We start from the raw sequence: 18,279 nt of genomic DNA, 5'->3' as shown, positions 1-18,279 counted from the left end.
TCATTGTATCGGCTTTATAAAATGTTGAAGACAGTATTCGGGATATTCATTTTTCTGTTTGTCTTTGCCGTGCCGGCAGAGGCGCAGAAGCGCAAGACCACTACCAGAAAGAGGCCGGCTGTGACTACGGCCCGCAAGCGGACGGCTACGGCAAGGAGCGCGGCGGCCAAGCCAGCGTCGATAAAGGGCTTGCAGAGCGAGCGCGACAGGATAAAGAAGCAGATAAGGCAGCACGAGCAACGGTTGCGCATCAACGAGCGCGACGTGAAAAAACGGTTGCAGAGCCTGATGATGCTCAATACCGAGATAGCCGACAAGCGCAAGAGCATCGATACGATAAAGCGTGTGATCAGCGAGCTTGACTTCAATATAATACAGCATGAGGACCGTCTTGACGAGTTGAATGCGCAGCTCGACGACAAGAAGCAGAAGTATGTCAAGTCCATGCGTTACATGCACCGCAACCGCTCGCTGCAAAATAAGCTGATGTTTGTTTTCAGCGCGAAGAATTTTACCCAGATGTACCGCCGCCTGCGTTTCATGCGAGAATATGCCACATATCAGCGGGTGCAAGGCGAGATGGTAAAGGCCAAGGAACAGGAGGTGAGGCGCGAGCATGCCGACCTGGTGGCTGCCAAGCAGCAGAAAGATGCCATGCTCGACCGTGACGAGCGTGAGCGGCGTGCCTTGGAAACCAAGCAGAGCGAGCAGCAGACCGTTGTATCCACGTTGCAGAAGCAGCAGAAAGAGATACAGAAGATAATCGAGACGCAGCGCAAAAAGGATGCTGCCCTCAATGCACAGATAGATCGCCTCATAGCCATCGAGGTGGAGAAGGCCCGTGCCCGTGCCGCCGCCGAGGCCAAGCGCAAGGCCGAGGCCGAGGCAAAGCGTAAGCGTGAGGCGGAGCTTGCCCGCAAGAAAGCGGAAGCCGAGGCCGCAGCCCGTGAGAACGCGCGCCGCATAGCCGAGGCGAAAGAGCGCGAGGAGAGACTGAAGGCCGAGGCGCAGGCGGCCTCGCGCAAGAGTGCCGCCGAGAAAGCGGCGGCCGACAGGGCCGCGCGCGAAGCCGAGAAAGAACGTGAGGATGCCGAGCGCAAGGCCGCGCGCGATGCCCGTGAGCATGCCAAGGAAGTGGCCGAGGCAAAAAAATCGGCCGACATGGTGTATAAGTTGGATTCCGAAGACCGCAGGATCAGTGGCAGTTTTGAGAGCAACAAGGGGCGTCTGCCAATGCCGATAGCCGGTCCTTACCGCATAGTGAGCCACTTCGGTCAGTATAACGTGGAGGGGCTTAAAGGCGTGCGGCTCGACAACAAGGGTATGAACATACAGGGGCATGCCGGTGCGCAGGTGCGGAGCATATTCGACGGCGAGGTTAGTGCCGTGTTCAGTTTCGGCGGAACCACCGGTGTCATGGTGCGTCACGGAAGTTATATATCGGTATATTGCAATCTGGCCTCGGTAAGTGTGCACCGCGGCCAGAAAGTGTCTGCCCGACAGGCTATCGGCACCGTGGGGCAAGACCGCATACTGCAATTCCAGTTGCGCCGCGAGACAGCGAAGCTAAACCCGGAGGTCTGGCTCGGAAGATAAAATCTTTTTCATTTTAGATAGCAGGGTTTGGGACATCGGTTGGGCTTATTCGATGTTCCAAATCCTGTTTTTATATCAGCATCAGGTATGTCTCTATCGCTTGGGCGATCTCGCTTATGCAGATGAATTCGTCGGCAGAGTGGGAGCGGCACGACTCGCCCGGTCCCAGTTTCAGCGAGGGGAAGGGCATCAACGCCTGGTCAGACAATGTCGGAGAACCGAACGGACGCATCCCCATGTCCGTCATCCGTCTCACGAGTGGATGGCAGGCATCTATCCCCGATGAGTTCAGACGGAAAGAGCGTGCCTTCACATCGCTGTGCAGATGACTGCGTATGATGTCGAACACCTCGCGGTTGTCGTACAGTTCGTTTGTGCGCACGTCTATCACGAAGCGGCACTCGTCGGGCACCACATTGTGCTGTGTGCCGGCGGTGATCATCGTCACGCTCATTTTTACGGCTCCGAGCAGCCTGCTCACCCGCTCGAACCGGTAGTCGCGCAGCCACATCAGGTCGTCGAGCGCCTCGTTTATGGCGTTTATTCCCTCGTCGCGTGCGGCGTGTCCCGAGCGGCCGTGCGCCGTTCCGTCTATCACCATCAGTCCTTTTTCGGCTATAGCCGGCTGCATGCCGGTAGGCTCGCCCACCATGGCTATGTCTATTTCTGGCAGCAACGGCAGCACACGCACTATGCCCTCGCTGCCGGATACCTCCTCCTCGGCCGATGCCACGTATACGATGTTGTATTCACGCTTTCGCCTCAGGCCGGCTCTGTATGCCTGTAAGAGCGCGGTCAATCCGCCTCCGCAGTCGTTGCTGCCCAGTCCGTACAGCCTGTCGCCGTCAATCTCAGGCGCAAAAGGGTCTCTTGTCCATGTGGCTACTGGTTTCACCGTGTCTATGTGGGCGTTGAGCAGCATCGTAGGTTTGCTTTCGTCGTAGTCGTCGCATACGGCAAACACGTTGTTCGCCTCCCTGCGCGGAGCCAGTCCGCGGCTCGTCATGTAGTCCTCTATTATGTCAGCCGCCCGGCTCTCGTCCCGGCTTACCGACGGAGTGGCTATCATCTTTTTGAGCAGTTCCACCGCTTCGTAAACATAGTTGTCATGTGTCATAGTGGTAGCAAAGATACGAAAAAAAACACTTTATGTAGATATAAATACGGGAAAATATAGTGTCGGAAGTATTGGAATGTTGTTGCGCAAAGTAAATAAAAAGTCAAGTATTTAACACTTCGCTTTTCGTCGAAATAGAATACGAATACGATACCGATTGCTATACGATAGGCGATATGCCGCTTAAAACAATGCCGGCGAAAAGCGTGTTTTTCCGCAACGGGATGCCCGTTGGACTGCGATTGGTTGCTTGTTGCGTTGCGTTTAGCGTCCCGTTGGCTTCCGTTTGGCATCTAAACGCGAGCCAACGGGACGCTAAACGGAAAAAATCGGGAGTGATTTCAGGCGGTTTGATGTGGGTGATGCGGGTGGCGGTTGTAAGACTCTGTATGCCAGTGGCTTGCGAAGGTGTCAAAATGCGGTGGTATTTCGAGCCACGGGATTTTAATTTCAAAACAATCGGAAATTTAAACATGTTTTGTAAATATTATTGACGGCCGGGCGGCCGTTGCCCAGTACGGTCGCATCGTCCGGTGAGGCTGCCGGCATTACCGTGCCGCGGCCGTGTGTCAGCCGTCAAAAAAAACGTCATTTGTTTTGTGTTGTGATATATTTGGAGTATTTTTGCATTAAAATAAAAAACGACATATTATGCATGCATTCAGTCATCTTTCCGTGATGGTTCACGAACAGGCAAAGAAATACGGAAGCCGTGAGGTCATGATGTACAAGGACTTCGGCGGCACGGAGTGGAAGTCGTGTTCGTGGAGCGAGTTTTCCGACACGGTAAAGACAGTGTCAAACGCCCTTCTCAATCTCGGAGTCAAGCCTCAGGAGAATATCGGTATATTCTCTCAGAACTGTGTGCAATATCTCATGTGCGATTATGGCGCGTGGGGAGTGCGGGTGGTGACGATACCTTTCTACGCCACGAGCAGTGAGCAGCAGATACAGTTCATGATAAACGACGCCCGGGTGAGGATACTCTTCGTGGGCGAGCAGGAGCAGTATGACAAGGCACGGCGGGTGTTCTCCCACTGCCCGTCGATGGAGCGCATAATTGTTTTCGACGGTCAGGTGCGCATTGCCGAGCATGATGCCAACGCCATGTATTTCTCAGACTTCCTTAAACTCGGCGGGGGGCATCCGCGACAAAGCGAGGTGGACAATATGTATGCCCAGGCCTGCGACGAGGATATTGCCAACATACTGTATACAAGCGGGACCACGGGCGACAGTAAGGGTGTCATCCTGACCCACGGCCAGTATAATCATGCGCTCACGGCCAATCATCACTGCGTGCCGCTGACGGAGAACGACCGGGTGCTCAACTTTCTGCCATTTGCCCATATATTCGAGAAGGCATGGGCTGTGCTCTGTCTCTGCGAGGGAGCGTCGCTGATAGTGAACACCTATCCTCAGGAGGTGCAGAAGTCAATGCGCGAGACGCATCCTACGAGCATGTGCGCCGTGCCCCGTTTCTGGGAGAAGGTGTACTCGGGAGTGCTCGAAAAGATAGAGAAGTCGAACCCCGTGCAGCGCAAGGTTTTCAAGAACGCGCTGGCTGTAGGCCGCAAGCATAACATCGAGTATCTGAGCCGCGGCAAGCGGCCTCCGGTGGCGCTGCATTTCGAATACGAGATGATAAACAAGACGATATTCAGCCTTGTGCGCAAGGAACTGGGGCTTACACACCCCAATATCTTCCCGACGGCCGGAGCGGCGATAGCCCCCAAGGTAGAGGAGTTCGTGCATTCCATCGGTCTGAACATGCTTGCGGGATACGGTCTTACGGAGAGTATGGCCACGGTGAGCTGCAACCACTTGGGAAAGCCCTATTCGATAGGGTCGGTAGGCTATCCGATAGACAGTATAAAGGTGAAGATCAGCGAGGAGGGCGAAGTGTTGCTCAAAGGGCCTACCATCACTCCCGGCTACTACAACCGCGAGGACCAGACGAAAGCGTCGTTCGACGAGGAGGGGTATTTCCGCACCGGCGACTCGGGATACATGAAAGGCGGGGAACTGTTCTTGAAGGAGCGTATAAAAGACCTTTTCAAGACATCAAACGGAAAATACATCGCTCCGCAGATGATCGAGACCACGCTGCTTGTAGACAAGTATATAGACCAGATAGCGGTCATAGCCGACATGCGCCAGTTTGTGTCGGCGCTGATAATCCCCGAGTATTCGCTGCTTGAAGAGTATGCCCGTGAGCACGGCATCGCTTTCGGCAGCCGGGAGGACCTTTGTGCAGATGAGCGTATACGAAAGATGATGATGGAGCGCATAGACACGCTGCAACAGCAGCTCACGCACTACGAGCAGGTGAAGCGGTTCACGCTGTTGCCCAATCACTTCACGATGGAGCGGGGCGAACTGACGAACACGTTGAAGCTCAAGCGTCGTGTCGTTGCCGAGAACTACAAGAAAGAAATAGACAGGATGTACGAGTAAACAGGTGGTTTGCTTATAACAGTCCATAACACATATATTGGAAAATGATAACTTCTGATCAACTGAAAGATATTATCGAGCGTGCCGACGCCTTGCGCCGCTATCTCGACATAGACAGGAAAAAGATAGAATTTGAGGAGGAAGACCTGCGCACGCAGGCGCCCGACTTCTGGGAAGACCCTAAGCGTGCCGAGGAGCAGATGAAGAAAGTGAAGGGCATAAAACGGTGGATAGACGGATATGCCGAGGTGCGCACGTGTGCCGATGAGTTGCGGCTCGCTTTCGATTTCTACAAGGAAGAGATGGTCACCGAGGAGGAAGTGGACGACAACTACGCCAAGGCCGTGGCGGCGATAGAGAGTCTCGAGCTGAAAAACATGCTCCGCCAGAAAGAAGATCCGATGGACGTGGTGCTGAAGATAAACAGCGGTGCCGGCGGCACCGAGAGCCAGGACTGGGCGTCGATGCTGATGCGCATGTATCAGCGCTGGGCCGAGGCTCACGGCCATAAGGTGACGATAAGTAACCTTCAAGACGGCGACGAGGCCGGAATAAAGAGTGTGACCATGCAGGTTGAGGGTGGAGAGTATGCCTACGGATACTTGAAAAGCGAGAATGGAGTGCACCGCCTCGTGCGGGTATCGCCTTTCAACGCACAAGGCAAGCGGATGACGAGTTTCGCGAGTGTGTTCGTTTCGCCGCTTGTCGACGACACGATAGAGGTATATGTGGATCCGGCCAAGGTGAGCTGGGACCTCTTTCGAAGCGGCGGTGCCGGAGGTCAGAACGTCAACAAGGTGGAGACCGGCGTGCGCCTGCGCTACCAGTATGTGGATCCCGACACGGGAGAAGAGGAGGAGATACTCATCGAGAACACTGAAAGCCGCAAGCAGCTCGAAAACCGTAACAACGCCATGCGGCTGCTCAAATCGCAGCTCTATGACCGGGCTATGAAGAAACGTCTCGAGGCACAGGCCAAAATCGAGGCAGGAAAGAAAAAGATAGAGTGGGGAAGCCAGATACGAAGCTACGTGTTTGACGACCGGCGGGTGAAAGACCACCGCACCAATTATCAGACAACGGATGTGGACGGCGTGATGGACGGTGATCTCGACGGGTTTATCAAGGCTTATCTGATGGAGTTCCCGGTAAACGATGAGCAGTGATTCGGCCGGTGAAAAGTCGTCTGACGCCATTGCGGCAGGCTGTAAGTCCGCACATTATTTGCAGTGACCAGTCAGGGTGCGGTGCCATCGGGATGTGTACAGGCGGCAAACGGCATGCAATGAATAAAAATCCGATAACAAAATAAAAACCGAAAGAACTATGAGTAACAAGAACAATGCACGCCGTGCGGCATACAGGGCACGGCAGGAGAAAGAAGGGCGGAAAGTCATAATATGGATAGCGGTGGTGCTCATGTTGCTGGCCGTGTGCAGTTTTGTGGCATTCTCGGCAATTTGACGGCCGCAAATCATGAGTGGTCTTGAAATAGAGCGCAAGTTTCTTGTGCGCGGTGATGCCTACAAGCGTCAGGCGTCGGGAAGCAGCCGTATAAAACAGGGGTATATATGCAGCGGCCGCGGGCGCACGGTAAGAGTGCGTATCCGTGACGGCCGCGGCTATCTTACCATCAAAGGGCCGTCTGACGGGCATGGCATGACACGCTATGAGTTTGAGAAGGAGATCACGTCCGGTGAGGCGGAAGAACTTTTCAAACTGTGTGAGCCGGGGGTGATAGACAAGACCCGCTATCTCGTCAGTGCAGGCCGGCATACATTTGAGGTGGATGAGTTTTATGGAGAGAACACGGGACTCGTTATGGCCGAGGTAGAGCTTGGCTCGGAAGACGAGGAGTTCGACAAACCGGAATTCATCGGTGATGAGGTGACGGGCGACCGGCGGTTTTACAACTCAAGCCTCCGCTCGTATCCGTTCAGTCTTTGGGGCGCTTCTTTGCCGCAAGAATACCGAACAGGGCCGCAAGAGTGATGCCAACGGTGTTTGCCGCAAGGTCGAGCCAGTCGCCGCTGCGCCTTCCGTCTGTGCAGTGCTCCTGCAACAGCTCGATGGCTCCGCTCATTATGACCGGGGCCAGCCACGCCATGAGAAACAGTCGGCTGGCATTCAGGGAAGGATGCCGCCGCAGGTATTCGAGCCATATAACGCCGCATGTTCCGCCGTACATTATTATATGTACCCACTTGTCTATGAACTCCACATTGTCGAGTTCTGTTTTTGGCGGAGTGAAGAACGATAAATACCAGATTACCAATATCAGCAATACCGAAAACGGATATTTTCTTATTAATTGATATAAATATTGCATATAAAGTTATTATCAGGATACAAAAGTAAGATTTTTTCCGTATTTTTGCAACTCACAAGTAATCTAATTTTTTATATTCCAATATTTGTAAACTAAGAGAATTGCTATATGGCACAGTTGGAAAGAGCTAAATTCGGCAGCAAGCTGGGCATCATTCTTGCTACGGCGGGTTCGGCGGTCGGTCTCGGAAATGTATGGCGCTTCCCTTATATGGCGGGCGAGAACGGTGGAGCGGTGTTTATAATCATGTATCTGGGATGCGTGTTGCTGCTCGGAATACCGTGCATGGTGAGCGAGTTTATCATCGGACGGCATGGACAGTCGAACACCGCCCGTGCCTACGGCAAGCTTGCCGGTAAGTCCCTATGGCGGTTTGTGGGATATATGGGTGTGCTGACGGGTTTTCTGATAACCGGCTATTATGCGGTCGTCTCCGGCTGGTGCCTTCAATATATCTATGCTTCCTTGCTCGGCCGTCTGCAAGGCGACACCCAGTATATAAAAGACTACTTTGTGGCTTTCGAGCAGGATCCGGTCAAACCGATATTCTGGATGGTGATGTTTCTCTTTGTCACCCATTTCGTAATATCCCATGGGGTGCGCGACGGAATAGAGAGGGCATCGAAGGCGCTGATGCCCACGCTGTTCATCCTCCTGCTGTTCATCGTCGGAGCGTCATGTACGCTGCCGGGAGCGGAGGCTGGTATCGCGTTTCTTTTCAAGCCCGACCTGGCCAAGCTGAATGCGGATGTCTTTTTCAGTGCTCTCGGTCAGGCGTTTTATTCTCTCAGCATAGCCATGGGTTGTGTATGCACGTATGCGTCTTATTTCAGCAGGCACACCGATTTGCCGCGTTCCGCCATACAGATAGGGATTATAGACAGTATGGTTGCCATTCTCGCCGGCCTTATGATATTTCCCGCTGCGTTTTCCGTTGGGGTAAATCCTGATTCCGGCCCGTCGCTGATATTCATCACGCTGCCCAATGTCTTCCATCAGGCTTTTGCGGCGATGCCTGCCGTCGGTTATGTGGTGTCGTTGCTGTTTTATGGCCTTCTGGCGCTTGCGGCCCTCACGTCGCTTATCTCCTTGCATGAGGTAAGCACGGCGTTTTTCCACGAGGAGTTTCACATCTCACGAAGGCAGGCCGCTCTTTTCGTCACGATGGCATGCTCGGTGATAGGCGTTTTCTGCTCGCTATCGCTCGGACGGTTCGACGGTTTGCAGTTGTTCGGCATGCCGTTGTTCGAACTCTTCGATTTCGTCACAGGCCAGATATTCCTTCCGGTCGGCGGTTTCCTCACCTGCCTGTTTGTCGGTTGGTTTGTACCTCACAAGATAGTACGCGACGAATACACCAACAACGGTACATTGCGTACCCGTTTCTTCCACCTCTATCTGTTCTGCGTGAAGTATGTATGCCCCGTGTGCATAGTCATAATATTCCTCAATCAGTTCGGACTTATATAGTTGCGGGTGGATGACGGATATAGTCGCTTGTTCCTGACAAATGAAAATGCGGTTGAAGCCATATTATAATAAGTCAGACCGTAAGTCGCTGTTGGGGCTTATTGTCGTTGCGGCGGTCGGATTGGCTGTTGTGGTTTTCATGGGAAATGACAATCGTTTGGCGTCCGGTTTGCGGGAAACGGCGGTTTTATCGGATGATAGCGGAAGCAGTGTAAAAAGTGTATCCGATGCCGGCAGTTGTGAGGCGGGGTTTGTAAAAAGTGTACCCGGCATCGAAAACGGGCGGTTTCATCGGCAAAATGATAGTTGTTACCGGCAGGATGGAGAGTATTATGCCGTTGAATGTCGGAAAACCGAACTATTTTTCTTCGATCCCAATACCGCCGACAGCACCGCTCTGTTGCGTCTCGGACTACAACCGTGGCAGGTTCGCAATATATATAAGTACAGAGCGAAAGGCGGAATATATCGCAAGGCATCGGATTTCGCCCGTCTTTACGGTCTGACGGTGGCCCAATATAAAGCTCTAAAACCTTATATCCGCATTTCTCCCGACTATAATCCCGCTTCCACGCTTGTCGAAGCGGAGCGATACGTGCGTGACACCGTGAGATATCCGGTTAAGATCGGCGAGTCGGAACGTATCGTATTGAACAGCTCCGACACATCGCAGTTGAAACGGGTGCCGGGTATCGGAAGCGGCTTTGCCCGTGCGATAGTGGATTACCGTGAGCGGCTCGGAGGATATCTAAGCATTGACCAGCTCGATGAAATCGACGGTTTCCCGTCCGAATCGAAGCGTTTCTTCATTATCGGCAGTCAGGATGTGGCAAAACTGAATGTCAACAAAAGCACGCTTACCCGTTTAAAGCGTCATCCTTATATTGGATATTTCCGTGCGAAAGCCATTGTCGACTACCGACGTTTGCACGGAACGCTGTCGAGTATCGATGATTTGAGCCTTCATCGCGACTTTACCGAGGATGCGATAAAACGCCTTAAACCTTATATAGAGTATTGAACGATGAGCATACTGCAACCATTCTCCCGTCCGTTCTATGTGATGGCGAAGCCGACCGGCTCTCGGTGCAACCTTTCATGCAGCTATTGTTATTATCTCGAAAAGAAGAAAATGTACGATGAAACGGCTGATTTTTGCATGTCGGACGACCTTCTCGACCTTTTCACCAGGCAGTATATAGAGGCTCAGGCCATGCCGGAGGTGCTTTTCACGTGGCATGGCGGTGAGCCGTTGCTGCGGCCGTTGTCTTTCTATGAGAAAGCGTTGGAGATGCAACGGCGCTATGCCGGCGGCCGCCGGACAGACAATTGCATCCAGACCAACGGCACGTTGATCAACGATGAGTGGTGCCGCTTTTTCAGGGACAACGGTTTTCTCGTGGGAATATCGATCGATGGTCCACGGCGTTTTCATGAACCGATGCGCGGCGCGTCGTTCGACAGGGTGCTGCGAGGCATCGATCTGCTTGAAAAACACGGTGTGGAGTGGAACGCGATGGCCGTGGTCAACAGTCAGAACGCCGATTGTCCGGTAGAGTTCTATCGCTTTTTCAAGAGCATCGGGTGCCGTTTCTTGCAGTTTACGCCTGTCGTTGAGCGTATGGACTGCACCCATTCTTTGATGCCCGGCACGGTGGAAGGCGGCATGATGACAAGCGCTTCCGTATCGGCGGGGCAGTGGGGACGTTTTCTCTGCGGGCTTTTTGACGAGTGGCTGCGTGCCGATGTGGGTGAGATCTTTGTTCAATTGTTCGATGCTACGCTTGCAAACTGGGCGGGGGTACCGCCCGGAATATGCTCGTTGGCACCGGTGTGCGGCCATTCCGCCGCCTTGGAGCATAACGGCGATCTTTATAGTTGCGACCATTTCGTGTTTCCCGATTATAAGCTCGGCAACATACGTCGCGATACCATTACCTCGATGATGTACGGACAGAGGCAGATTGCTTTCGGCAACGCCAAGCGGCTGTCGCTTCCCCGGCAGTGCCGTGAGTGCGGTTTCCTTTTCGCCTGCAATGGCGAGTGTCCTAAAAACCGATTTGTCCGCGACCGTTACGGCAATCCCGGACTGAACTATTTATGCTCGGGATATCACCGCTTTTTCTCCCATGCCGCTCCTTACATGGACTATATGAAAGCCGAACTTGACGGAGGCCGTGCTCCGGCAAATGTCATGTCGGTGGCCGGCAAGCTATGAGTAGCGTCGGCTTGCGTCTGTTCATATTGCCGTGATACTAACTTCAGTGTCCGTGCCTTTGGTTCTTTACCGCCAAATGCTTACCTTTGCATATCGTAACGGGGATTTTCAGATATGCGAACGGAGCGTGAAGCATTCGTGGTGTCGCATGTTTCCGTATGCTCCCGACAAGACATCAGGTCATGATTTACGCAGATATAATATTGCCGTTGCCTCTCGACGGGCTTTTCACTTACTCCGTGCCGGAAGGACTTGCGGCGCAGGTGCGTTTCGGCGTGCGTGTGGCGGTGCCGTTCGGAAAGACCAAGATACACGTCGGTGTCGTGGTCCGGGTGCATGGCGAAGCTCCGCAGGGCTATAAGGTGAAGCCCATCATGCGGGCGCTCGATGCAGAGCCGGTGGTGACGGAAGGGCAATACGGCCTCTGGCGTTGGATATCCGATTACTATATGTCGCCTGTCGGAGAGGTTTACAAAGCCGCTTTGCCGTCGGGCTTGAAGGCTGAAGACGGTTATAAGCCCCGAAAAGAACTCTATGTGCGCCTCACTTCCCGGTTCAGCACCGCCCGTGCGCTGCATGTCGCGTTCGATATGCTTCGCCGTGCCGACAAGCAGCGCCGTGCGTTGACCGAATATGTATCGCTCGCTTACGGCGAGGATGCCGCCGGAGATACGCTGCCTGCCGTGCCTGCCGAAATCACCCGTGAGGAGCTTATGAACTCGGCGCATACGGATGTATCGGCAGTCACGGCTCTCGTGAAGCGCGGTGTGCTTGAGACATACGAGCGAGAGGTGGGGCGCCTCAACAGCGGCGGCGTCCCGCATCCAGAGAGAATAAAGCCCCTGAGCGGCCCGCAGCGGGATGCTTACGACAATATAGTGCTTTCTTTTCTTCAGAAAGACGTGACCTTGCTGCACGGAGTGACGTCGAGCGGCAAGACAGAGATATACATACACCTCATACAACAGCAGATAGACAGTGGCCGGCAGGTGCTTTATCTGTTGCCCGAGATAGCCTTGACGGTGCAGATTATGGAGCGTCTGCGCAGTGTTTTCGGCAGTCGTCTCGGCATATACCACTCCAAATACTCCGACGCCGAGCGGGTGGAGATATGGAAAAAACAGTTGTCGGCGGCTCCATACGATATAATTCTCGGAGCCCGTTCGGCCGTCTTGCTGCCTTTCAGCCGTCTCGGTCTGGTGATAGTGGACGAGGAGCACGAGAGCAGCTACAAGCAGCAGGACCCAGCTCCACGCTATCATGCCCGCAGCACGGCCATCATGCTTGCCCACGCCATGGGGGCGAAAACTCTGCTGGGCACCGCCACTCCCTGCATGGAGACATACCATAACGCCACGGTCACCGGCAAGTATGGCTATGTGTCGCTCACCGAGAGATACAAGGGGGTGGAGCTTCCCGAGATACAGGTGGTCGACGTGAAAGACCTGCGCCACCGGAAAATGATGAGAGGCCCTTTCTCTCCGTTGCTTTTGACGAGAATACGGGAGGCTATAGAGCGGGGAGAGCAGGCCATATTGTTCCAGAACCGCCGCGGGTTCGCGCCGATGATAGAGTGCAGGCAATGCGGGTGGGTGCCCCGTTGCGAGCACTGTGACGTGAGTCTGACGTTTCACCGCAACATGAACACCCTCACCTGTCATTACTGCGGGTTTACGTACACCGTGCCTCACGAGTGTCCGGCATGCGGAAACACAGAGTTGAAAAGCCGTGGAGCGGGCACAGAGAAGATTGAGGATACAATCCGTGAGATTTTTCCCGAGGCACGTGTTGCGCGCATGGACCTCGACACCACCCGCACACGTAACGCTTACGGCAGGATAATAAGTGATTTTTCGGCCGGCAAGACCAATATTCTTGTAGGCACGCAGATGATAAGCAAAGGTCTTGATTTCGGTCGGGTCAGTGTCGTCGGCATACTCGATGCCGACTCGATGATGAACTATCCCGATTTCCGCGCCTACGAGCAGGCATATATGATGATGGCGCAGGTGGCCGGGCGGGCCGGCCGTCGCGGGCGCCGCGGGCTTGTGATCCTGCAAACCAAGAGTCCCGACGTGCCGTTGATAGGTCAGGTGGTGAACAACGATTACGCCTCTCTATATGCCGACCTGAAGTCGGAGCGCACGGCATTCCGCTATCCGCCGTTTCGCAATCTTATATACATATACCTGAAACACCGCAACGATGATACGGTGAACACTGCCTCAATAGAACTCGGAAGCCTGCTGCGCTCGTGGTTTGCCGACCGTGTGCTTGGTCCCGACAAACCGGCGGTGGCGAAGGTGAAGACGCTGAACATAAGGAAAATAGTGCTCAAACTCGAACCCGGCATAGACCGCCGTGAGGTGCGCCGCTATCTTCTGATGGCGCAAGAACGCCTCACCACGGACAAGCGTTATGCCTCGTTGCAGATATATTTCGATGTGGATCCGGGGTGAGGAGTGTACTTTCGAGGAGTGATGAGTGTGTAGCGGGGAGTGGGATTACCAACATAAAGTATATATGCAAAGGAACAGAAGATAGTCTCACTCTCCGCTACACACTCATCACTCCTCGAAAACACATTCTTTTCTCCAAGAATATCTCTATATTTAAAGCGGAAAGGGCACCCACCGGGTGCCCTTTCCGCTTTAAATATAGGAAGAATGATTATAATTTAATGTCCACTCCGAGACCAATCACACGGTTTGTGCGTGTAAATGAGTTTGTAGTCATGGCCGGTGCCGTGCCTGTCGACATGTCGTAGTCGTCGTAGAGAGTCTGGAACCATGCGGCGTTCAATTTCACTTTCTCATTTACGTTGAAGCCTATGCCGAGTCCGTATGAGTATGAGCTTACGTTGAAACTGATGTCGTTCATGCCCGCGTCTTTCATGTCGTATGCCGTGCGCTGCATTCCAGCGCTCACCTGCACACGCTTGCAGATGTCGTATTCCGCTCCGAAGAGATACTCGTTGCTGTCGCCGAGCATGTCTTTGGTGTATTGTTTTGTGTCTGCGTCGAAGTAGTGATGCCATCCGGCCATTACCCTGAACTTCGGCGTGAACTCATATTGCGCGCCCACGGCGAGCAGCGCCGGTGTGTCTTCGGCCACTGTGTTGCCGTCGGCATATTTGTCGAGCAGAGCTATTCCCTTTGCGCTTGCGCTGTTTGCCGACTTGTTTTCGAGGCGCATGCGGGTCTTGAACTCATATTTCGCCGCAAGGTTCAGCTTGCCGGCTTTGTAGTCGATGCCGATAATCGGAGCCACGCCCCAGCCTGTCTGGTCACAGTTCAGTTCGATGTCTTGCGTGGCCGCGGCGAGGGCACCCGTCTGTGCGGCAGCCTGTTTCAGTCCTGCTGCTGCCTGTGTGTTGCCGGTTCCCTCCATCATGCCGGCGTATTGCAGCAGTCGCGATGTGAGGTCACCGAAGTGCTCTGTCGCCGATACCATGCTCGACGTGCCGTTGTCGATATGCTCAATGCCTATGTTCTTTACGTATCCGTAGTAGTTTGCCGAGCCGTAGAGCATGCGCACGCCTCCGTATACCGACAGGTTGTCCGTCACCTTGTATGCCGCTCCGAGCGTAAAACCGTAGTAATACTGGCGTCCGCGCATGTAGGAGTCATACTGATAGCCGTTTCCCATGCTGTGGCCGGCCATGTCGGGGATACCCAGTGCGCCCAAAGCCTGATACATCCCGTTCACCGCATTCTTATATGTTGTCACTCCGGCAACCACCTGCTCGAAAGAGCCGAGACCGTTGTCGAACTCACATTTTCCGCCGCCGCCGGTGATTGCGAAACCGAACTGGAAGCTCCACTTGCCTTTGTTGTATGCCGCTTGCAGCGAAGGTATTATGGGGGCATCTGCCTTTCCTTCAAATTCATGCACCATGCTGCCCGGATTTTTCATGTTATATGCGAAGAGCGGGAAGCCTGTCTTTATTTTTCTCGTCTGGTGGGCATTCTGCAAGTTGAGCGACAGATGGATGCCCTCACCGAGGAATACCACACCCGCCGGGTTGCTGTATACTCCGTCAATGCCTATTGCCGCGTCGCGTGCCGGATTTCTCAGGAATGCCACGTTTTGGTTGGTGTTTGTCAGCAGTCCGCCTGCCATTACGGTCTCTGTCACCGCCATCAGTGTGGCGATAAAAGCGATTTTTAACGTTTTCATTACAAATATACTTTAAAATTGGTTGCAAAGGTAAATATATTGTTCTTTATTTCCTTAAAATAGGTGTTTAATTAAAGTTAATTAACTATTATGCGATTTCCGATTAACAATCGGATAATAACGTTTAGATACATAAAACTGTATTTAATCGCAGTCTTGATTTTTTTGCTTTCCCACTTTCTTTATTCTTTGAAATGTAATGATAAAGTCACGGATTTAACGTTTCTTTTTTCATCGAAATAGAAAACGAAGGCGATACGCACCGCTATATGCAATGCGATATGCCGCTTTTCGCCATAGACGAAAAGCGGTGTTTTTCCGCAACGGGGTACCCGTTGGAGTGCGTTTGGTTGCTAATCGCGTTGCGTTCAGCGTCCCGTTGGCTTGCGTTCAGCGTCTAAATGGAAGGCAACGGAACGCTGAATGGAAAAAATAGTGAGGGTAGGTGGGGTGAGTTTGGTAGAGGGATGTGGGCGTGGTAGGCGTATTGAGCTGACGCACAGGCACTTGTGAAAAACGGCTTATAATTCGCTTATTTCCGGCCTTTGGCTTTTAATTTTGAAACAGGCGAAATATGAGAGGCAATTTGTAAATATTGTTGATGGCCGGCGTTTTTTCGACAGGTTCGGTCGTTTTGCCATCCGTGATGCTATGTGCCCGTGCAAAACTCTAAAAAATCACCGCTCATCCGGTGTATGTCGTTTTTTTTATTTATCTTCGCACCTTATAAGCACATATTTCAATATACTTATGAGTAATTTCAGACTTAGATACGACTTGACATTGCGCAGCATCTTTATGCGTGTGGCTATTGTCGTGGGCGCCGTGGTGCTGACTGTTTGGGCGATGCCCGGCGACAGTGCGGCCAACTTCTATGCGGAGCAGGGGCGGCCGTGGAGATACGGTGATCTCACCGCTCCGTTTGATTTCCCGATATACAAGTCGAAGGAAACGGTGAAGCACGAGCGCGACAGTCTGATGCGGCAGTATGAGCCTTATTATAATTTGGACAAGGAGGCAGAAGGCCGGCAGGTGCGTAAGTTCGTATCCGACTACTCCGACGGCATACCCGGCCTGACGGACGATTTCATAAGTATCATAGCCAACCGCCTGCACAATATTTACCGTCGCGGGATAATCAGCTCGTCGGCATACGCCAATCTCGGCGATGACACACTCAGGGTGATAAGGGTGGTGAACGGAAAGAATGCGGTAGCCGTGAGGCTTAGGGACGTATACTCCGAGAAGACGGCATACGAGCAGCTCTTCCTCGACAAGACGTTGTCGTCCCATAAGCAGGCGTTGCAGCGTTGCAACCTCAACTCGTATATCGTGCCCAACCTGGTGTATGACAAGGAGCGCAGCGACGCCAGTCTGGCAGATATGCTCAACACCATTCCGCTGGCCAGCGGAATGGTACAGAAAGGTCAGAAAATAATCGGTCGGGGCGATATAGTGAGTGAAGACGTATACCGTATACTCGAATCTTTCAAGCTCGAAACCGAGAAACGGAACCGCAACACGGTGCAGATGAGGCTCACAATGATGGGTGAGACCATATACGCCGCTCTCTTCCTTGTGTGCTTCACTATATATCTCACGCTTTTCCGCAAAGACTATTTCGAGAAGCCGAGGAGCATAGCGATGCTCTACTCGCTGATATTGGTGTTCGTCTTGCTCACGTCGGTTTTGGTGCGCAATAACATAGGGCATGTCTACATACTGCCATACGCCATGGTGGCGGTGTTCGTCCGTGTGTTCATGGACTCCCGCACGGCCTTCATCACCCACTTCACGATGGTGATGATATGCGCCTGCATGCTGCAATACCAGTTTGAGTTTGTCGTGGTGCAGTCTCTGGCGGGGCTTGCCGCCATCTACTCGCTGCGTCAGTTGGAGTATCGCTCGCAACTGTTCAAGACGGCCCTGCTGGTCGGTGTGGTGTGCATGGCCGTCAACGCCGCTTTCGATCTCATACGGGCATCCGCGCTGAGCGACTTCGACGCGAGTACGTATAATTATATAATAGTGAACAGCATCATGCTGCTCTTCGCTTATCCGCTGCTCTATCTCATTGAGAAGACATTCGGTTTCACGTCAGACATCACGCTGATAGAGCTGTCCAACACAAACAACGCGCTGCTGCGGAAATTGAGCGAGGTGGCTCCCGGCACCTTCCAGCACTCTATAATGGTGGGAAACCTGGCCGCCGCCGTGGCAAACAAGATCGGGGCCAAGAGCCAGCTCGTGCGTACCGGCGCGCTGTATCATGACATAGGAAAGATGTCCAACCCGATATACTTCACGGAAAACCAGTCGGGAGTGAACCCGCACAACAACATGTCGTGCATAGAGAGCGCGCAGGTCATCATCAGCCATGTGACGGAGGGACTGAAAATGGCCGAGAAAGCCAACCTTCCGGCAGTGATAAAGGAGTTTATCAGCACCCATCACGGACTCGGAAAGGCCAAGTATTTTTACATGAAATACAAGAATGAGAACCCGGGCACCGACGTGGACGAACTGCTGTTCACTTATATCGGCCCCAACCCGTTCACCAAGGAGCAGGCCATACTGATGATGGCGGACACCGTCGAGGCCGCGTCGCGCTCGTTGCCCGACTATACCGAGAAGTCGATACGCGACCTTGTGAACCGCCTTGTGGACGGACAGCTGGCCGACGGCTATTTCCGTGAGTGCCCGATAACGTTCAGAGACATAGCATACGCCAAGACGGTGATGATAGACAAGTTGAAGACCATGTACCACACGAGGGTAAGCTATCCGCCGGCCAAGTAGTAGGCGACGTGTCGGCGTGGCACTTTCGGGAAGCCCAAAAACAGCCGTCGGCGGTGAAAAAAAGGTAAAAAGGGATATAAATGAAAAAAAAAGTGTAATTTTGCAAAAAATATC

General features: G+C 53.1%; 13 protein-coding genes. 10 read left to right on the top strand and 3 right to left on the bottom strand.

Annotated features, from left to right (window positions below; all coding sequences use genetic code 11):
• The first annotated feature begins 21 nt into the window (after nt 1-21).
• Nucleotides 22-1,596 carry a murein hydrolase activator EnvC gene (locus tag MoGM_RS10825; RefSeq protein ID WP_104370064.1) on the top strand — a complete coding sequence of 525 codons (1,575 nt, stop codon included), beginning with the start codon at nt 22-24 and terminating at the stop codon, nt 1,594-1,596.
• Nucleotides 1,597-1,666: 70 nt separating this feature from the next.
• Here the strand turns inward: MoGM_RS10825 and MoGM_RS10820 are convergent, their stop codons facing one another.
• Nucleotides 1,667-2,713, bottom strand: a complete 1,047-nt coding sequence (locus MoGM_RS10820) for a M20 family metallo-hydrolase (protein ID WP_104370063.1) — start codon at nt 2,711-2,713, stop codon at nt 1,667-1,669.
• 651 nt (nt 2,714-3,364) lie between these two features.
• Here MoGM_RS10820 and MoGM_RS10810 point away from each other — a divergent pair.
• The 4 genes from MoGM_RS10810 (at nt 3,365) to MoGM_RS10800 (ending at nt 7,162) form a co-directional block, all read left to right on the top strand.
• Nucleotides 3,365-5,170, top strand: a complete 1,806-nt coding sequence (locus MoGM_RS10810; RefSeq protein ID WP_104370061.1) for a long-chain fatty acid--CoA ligase — start codon at nt 3,365-3,367, stop codon at nt 5,168-5,170.
• Between the two features lie 44 nt (nt 5,171-5,214).
• Entirely contained in the window at nt 5,215-6,336 is a 1,122-nt protein-coding gene (prfB, locus tag MoGM_RS10805) for a peptide chain release factor 2 (RefSeq protein WP_104370060.1), read from the top strand.
• Between the two features lie 160 nt (nt 6,337-6,496).
• Nucleotides 6,497-6,634 carry a hypothetical protein gene (locus MoGM_RS13185; protein WP_172205767.1) on the top strand — a complete coding sequence of 46 codons (138 nt, stop codon included), beginning with the start codon at nt 6,497-6,499 and terminating at the stop codon, nt 6,632-6,634.
• Nucleotides 6,635-6,646: 12 nt separating this feature from the next.
• A complete protein-coding gene (locus MoGM_RS10800) occupies nt 6,647-7,162 on the top strand; it encodes a CYTH domain-containing protein (RefSeq protein WP_104370059.1) in 516 nt (171 codons plus the stop codon).
• On the opposite strand, the gene MoGM_RS10795 is transcribed toward MoGM_RS10800, so the two are convergent.
• Complete coding sequence (locus tag MoGM_RS10795) at nt 7,107-7,499, bottom strand: VanZ-like protein (RefSeq protein ID WP_104370058.1); 393 nt, start codon at nt 7,497-7,499, stop codon at nt 7,107-7,109. The two genes, MoGM_RS10800 and MoGM_RS10795, sit on opposite strands and share 56 nt — an antisense overlap.
• Nucleotides 7,500-7,607: 108 nt before the next feature.
• On the opposite strand from MoGM_RS10795, the gene MoGM_RS10790 reads away from it, so the two are divergent.
• The 4 genes from MoGM_RS10790 (at nt 7,608) to priA (ending at nt 13,646) form a co-directional block, all read left to right on the top strand.
• The gene (locus MoGM_RS10790; RefSeq protein ID WP_104370057.1) at nt 7,608-8,969 is read left to right on the top strand and encodes a sodium-dependent transporter; all 1,362 of its coding nucleotides are present in this window, start codon (nt 7,608-7,610) and stop codon (nt 8,967-8,969) included.
• Nucleotides 8,970-9,015: 46 nt separating this feature from the next.
• The gene (locus MoGM_RS10785) at nt 9,016-9,990 is read left to right on the top strand and encodes a helix-hairpin-helix domain-containing protein (protein ID WP_104370091.1); all 975 of its coding nucleotides are present in this window, start codon (nt 9,016-9,018) and stop codon (nt 9,988-9,990) included.
• 3 nt (nt 9,991-9,993) lie between these two features.
• Complete coding sequence (locus tag MoGM_RS10780) at nt 9,994-11,187, top strand: anaerobic sulfatase-maturation protein (protein WP_104370056.1); 1,194 nt, start codon at nt 9,994-9,996, stop codon at nt 11,185-11,187.
• Nucleotides 11,188-11,369: 182 nt separating this feature from the next.
• Nucleotides 11,370-13,646: a primosomal protein N' gene (gene priA / locus MoGM_RS10775; protein ID WP_104370055.1), complete on the top strand. Its 2,277-nt coding sequence runs from the start codon at nt 11,370-11,372 to the stop codon at nt 13,644-13,646.
• Between the two features lie 211 nt (nt 13,647-13,857).
• Here priA and MoGM_RS10770 read toward each other — a convergent pair whose 3' ends face one another.
• Nucleotides 13,858-15,366: an OmpP1/FadL family transporter gene (locus MoGM_RS10770; RefSeq protein ID WP_104370054.1), complete on the bottom strand. Its 1,509-nt coding sequence runs from the start codon at nt 15,364-15,366 to the stop codon at nt 13,858-13,860.
• Nucleotides 15,367-16,116: 750 nt separating this feature from the next.
• On the opposite strand from MoGM_RS10770, the gene MoGM_RS10765 reads away from it, so the two are divergent.
• A complete protein-coding gene (locus tag MoGM_RS10765; protein ID WP_104370090.1) occupies nt 16,117-18,165 on the top strand; it encodes an HD family phosphohydrolase in 2,049 nt (682 codons plus the stop codon).
• Nucleotides 18,166-18,279: the final 114 nt, after the last annotated feature.

It is taken from the genome of Prevotella sp. MGM1 (assembly GCF_002933775.1).
Lineage (GTDB): Bacteria > Bacteroidota > Bacteroidia > Bacteroidales > Bacteroidaceae > Prevotella.
This window is presented reverse-complemented; position numbering and strand designations above follow the sequence as displayed.

Bases quoted from the DNA above. Each gene is read 5' to 3' on its own strand.
- MoGM_RS10825 (WP_104370064.1), top strand. From the start codon at position 22: ATGTTGAAGACAGTATTCGGGATATTCATTTTTCTGTTTGTCTTTGCC.
- MoGM_RS10820 (WP_104370063.1), bottom strand. From the start codon at position 2,713: ATGACACATGACAACTATGTTTACGAAGCGGTGGAACTGCTCAAAAAG.
- MoGM_RS10810 (WP_104370061.1), top strand. From the start codon at position 3,365: ATGCATGCATTCAGTCATCTTTCCGTGATGGTTCACGAACAGGCAAAG.
- prfB (WP_104370060.1), top strand. From the start codon at position 5,215: ATGATAACTTCTGATCAACTGAAAGATATTATCGAGCGTGCCGACGCC.
- MoGM_RS13185 (WP_172205767.1), top strand. From the start codon at position 6,497: ATGAGTAACAAGAACAATGCACGCCGTGCGGCATACAGGGCACGGCAG.
- MoGM_RS10800 (WP_104370059.1), top strand. From the start codon at position 6,647: ATGAGTGGTCTTGAAATAGAGCGCAAGTTTCTTGTGCGCGGTGATGCC.
- MoGM_RS10795 (WP_104370058.1), bottom strand. From the start codon at position 7,499: ATGCAATATTTATATCAATTAATAAGAAAATATCCGTTTTCGGTATTG.
- MoGM_RS10790 (WP_104370057.1), top strand. From the start codon at position 7,608: ATGGCACAGTTGGAAAGAGCTAAATTCGGCAGCAAGCTGGGCATCATT.
- MoGM_RS10785 (WP_104370091.1), top strand. From the start codon at position 9,016: ATGCGGTTGAAGCCATATTATAATAAGTCAGACCGTAAGTCGCTGTTG.
- MoGM_RS10780 (WP_104370056.1), top strand. From the start codon at position 9,994: ATGAGCATACTGCAACCATTCTCCCGTCCGTTCTATGTGATGGCGAAG.
- priA (WP_104370055.1), top strand. From the start codon at position 11,370: ATGATTTACGCAGATATAATATTGCCGTTGCCTCTCGACGGGCTTTTC.
- MoGM_RS10770 (WP_104370054.1), bottom strand. From the start codon at position 15,366: ATGAAAACGTTAAAAATCGCTTTTATCGCCACACTGATGGCGGTGACA.
- MoGM_RS10765 (WP_104370090.1), top strand. From the start codon at position 16,117: ATGAGTAATTTCAGACTTAGATACGACTTGACATTGCGCAGCATCTTT.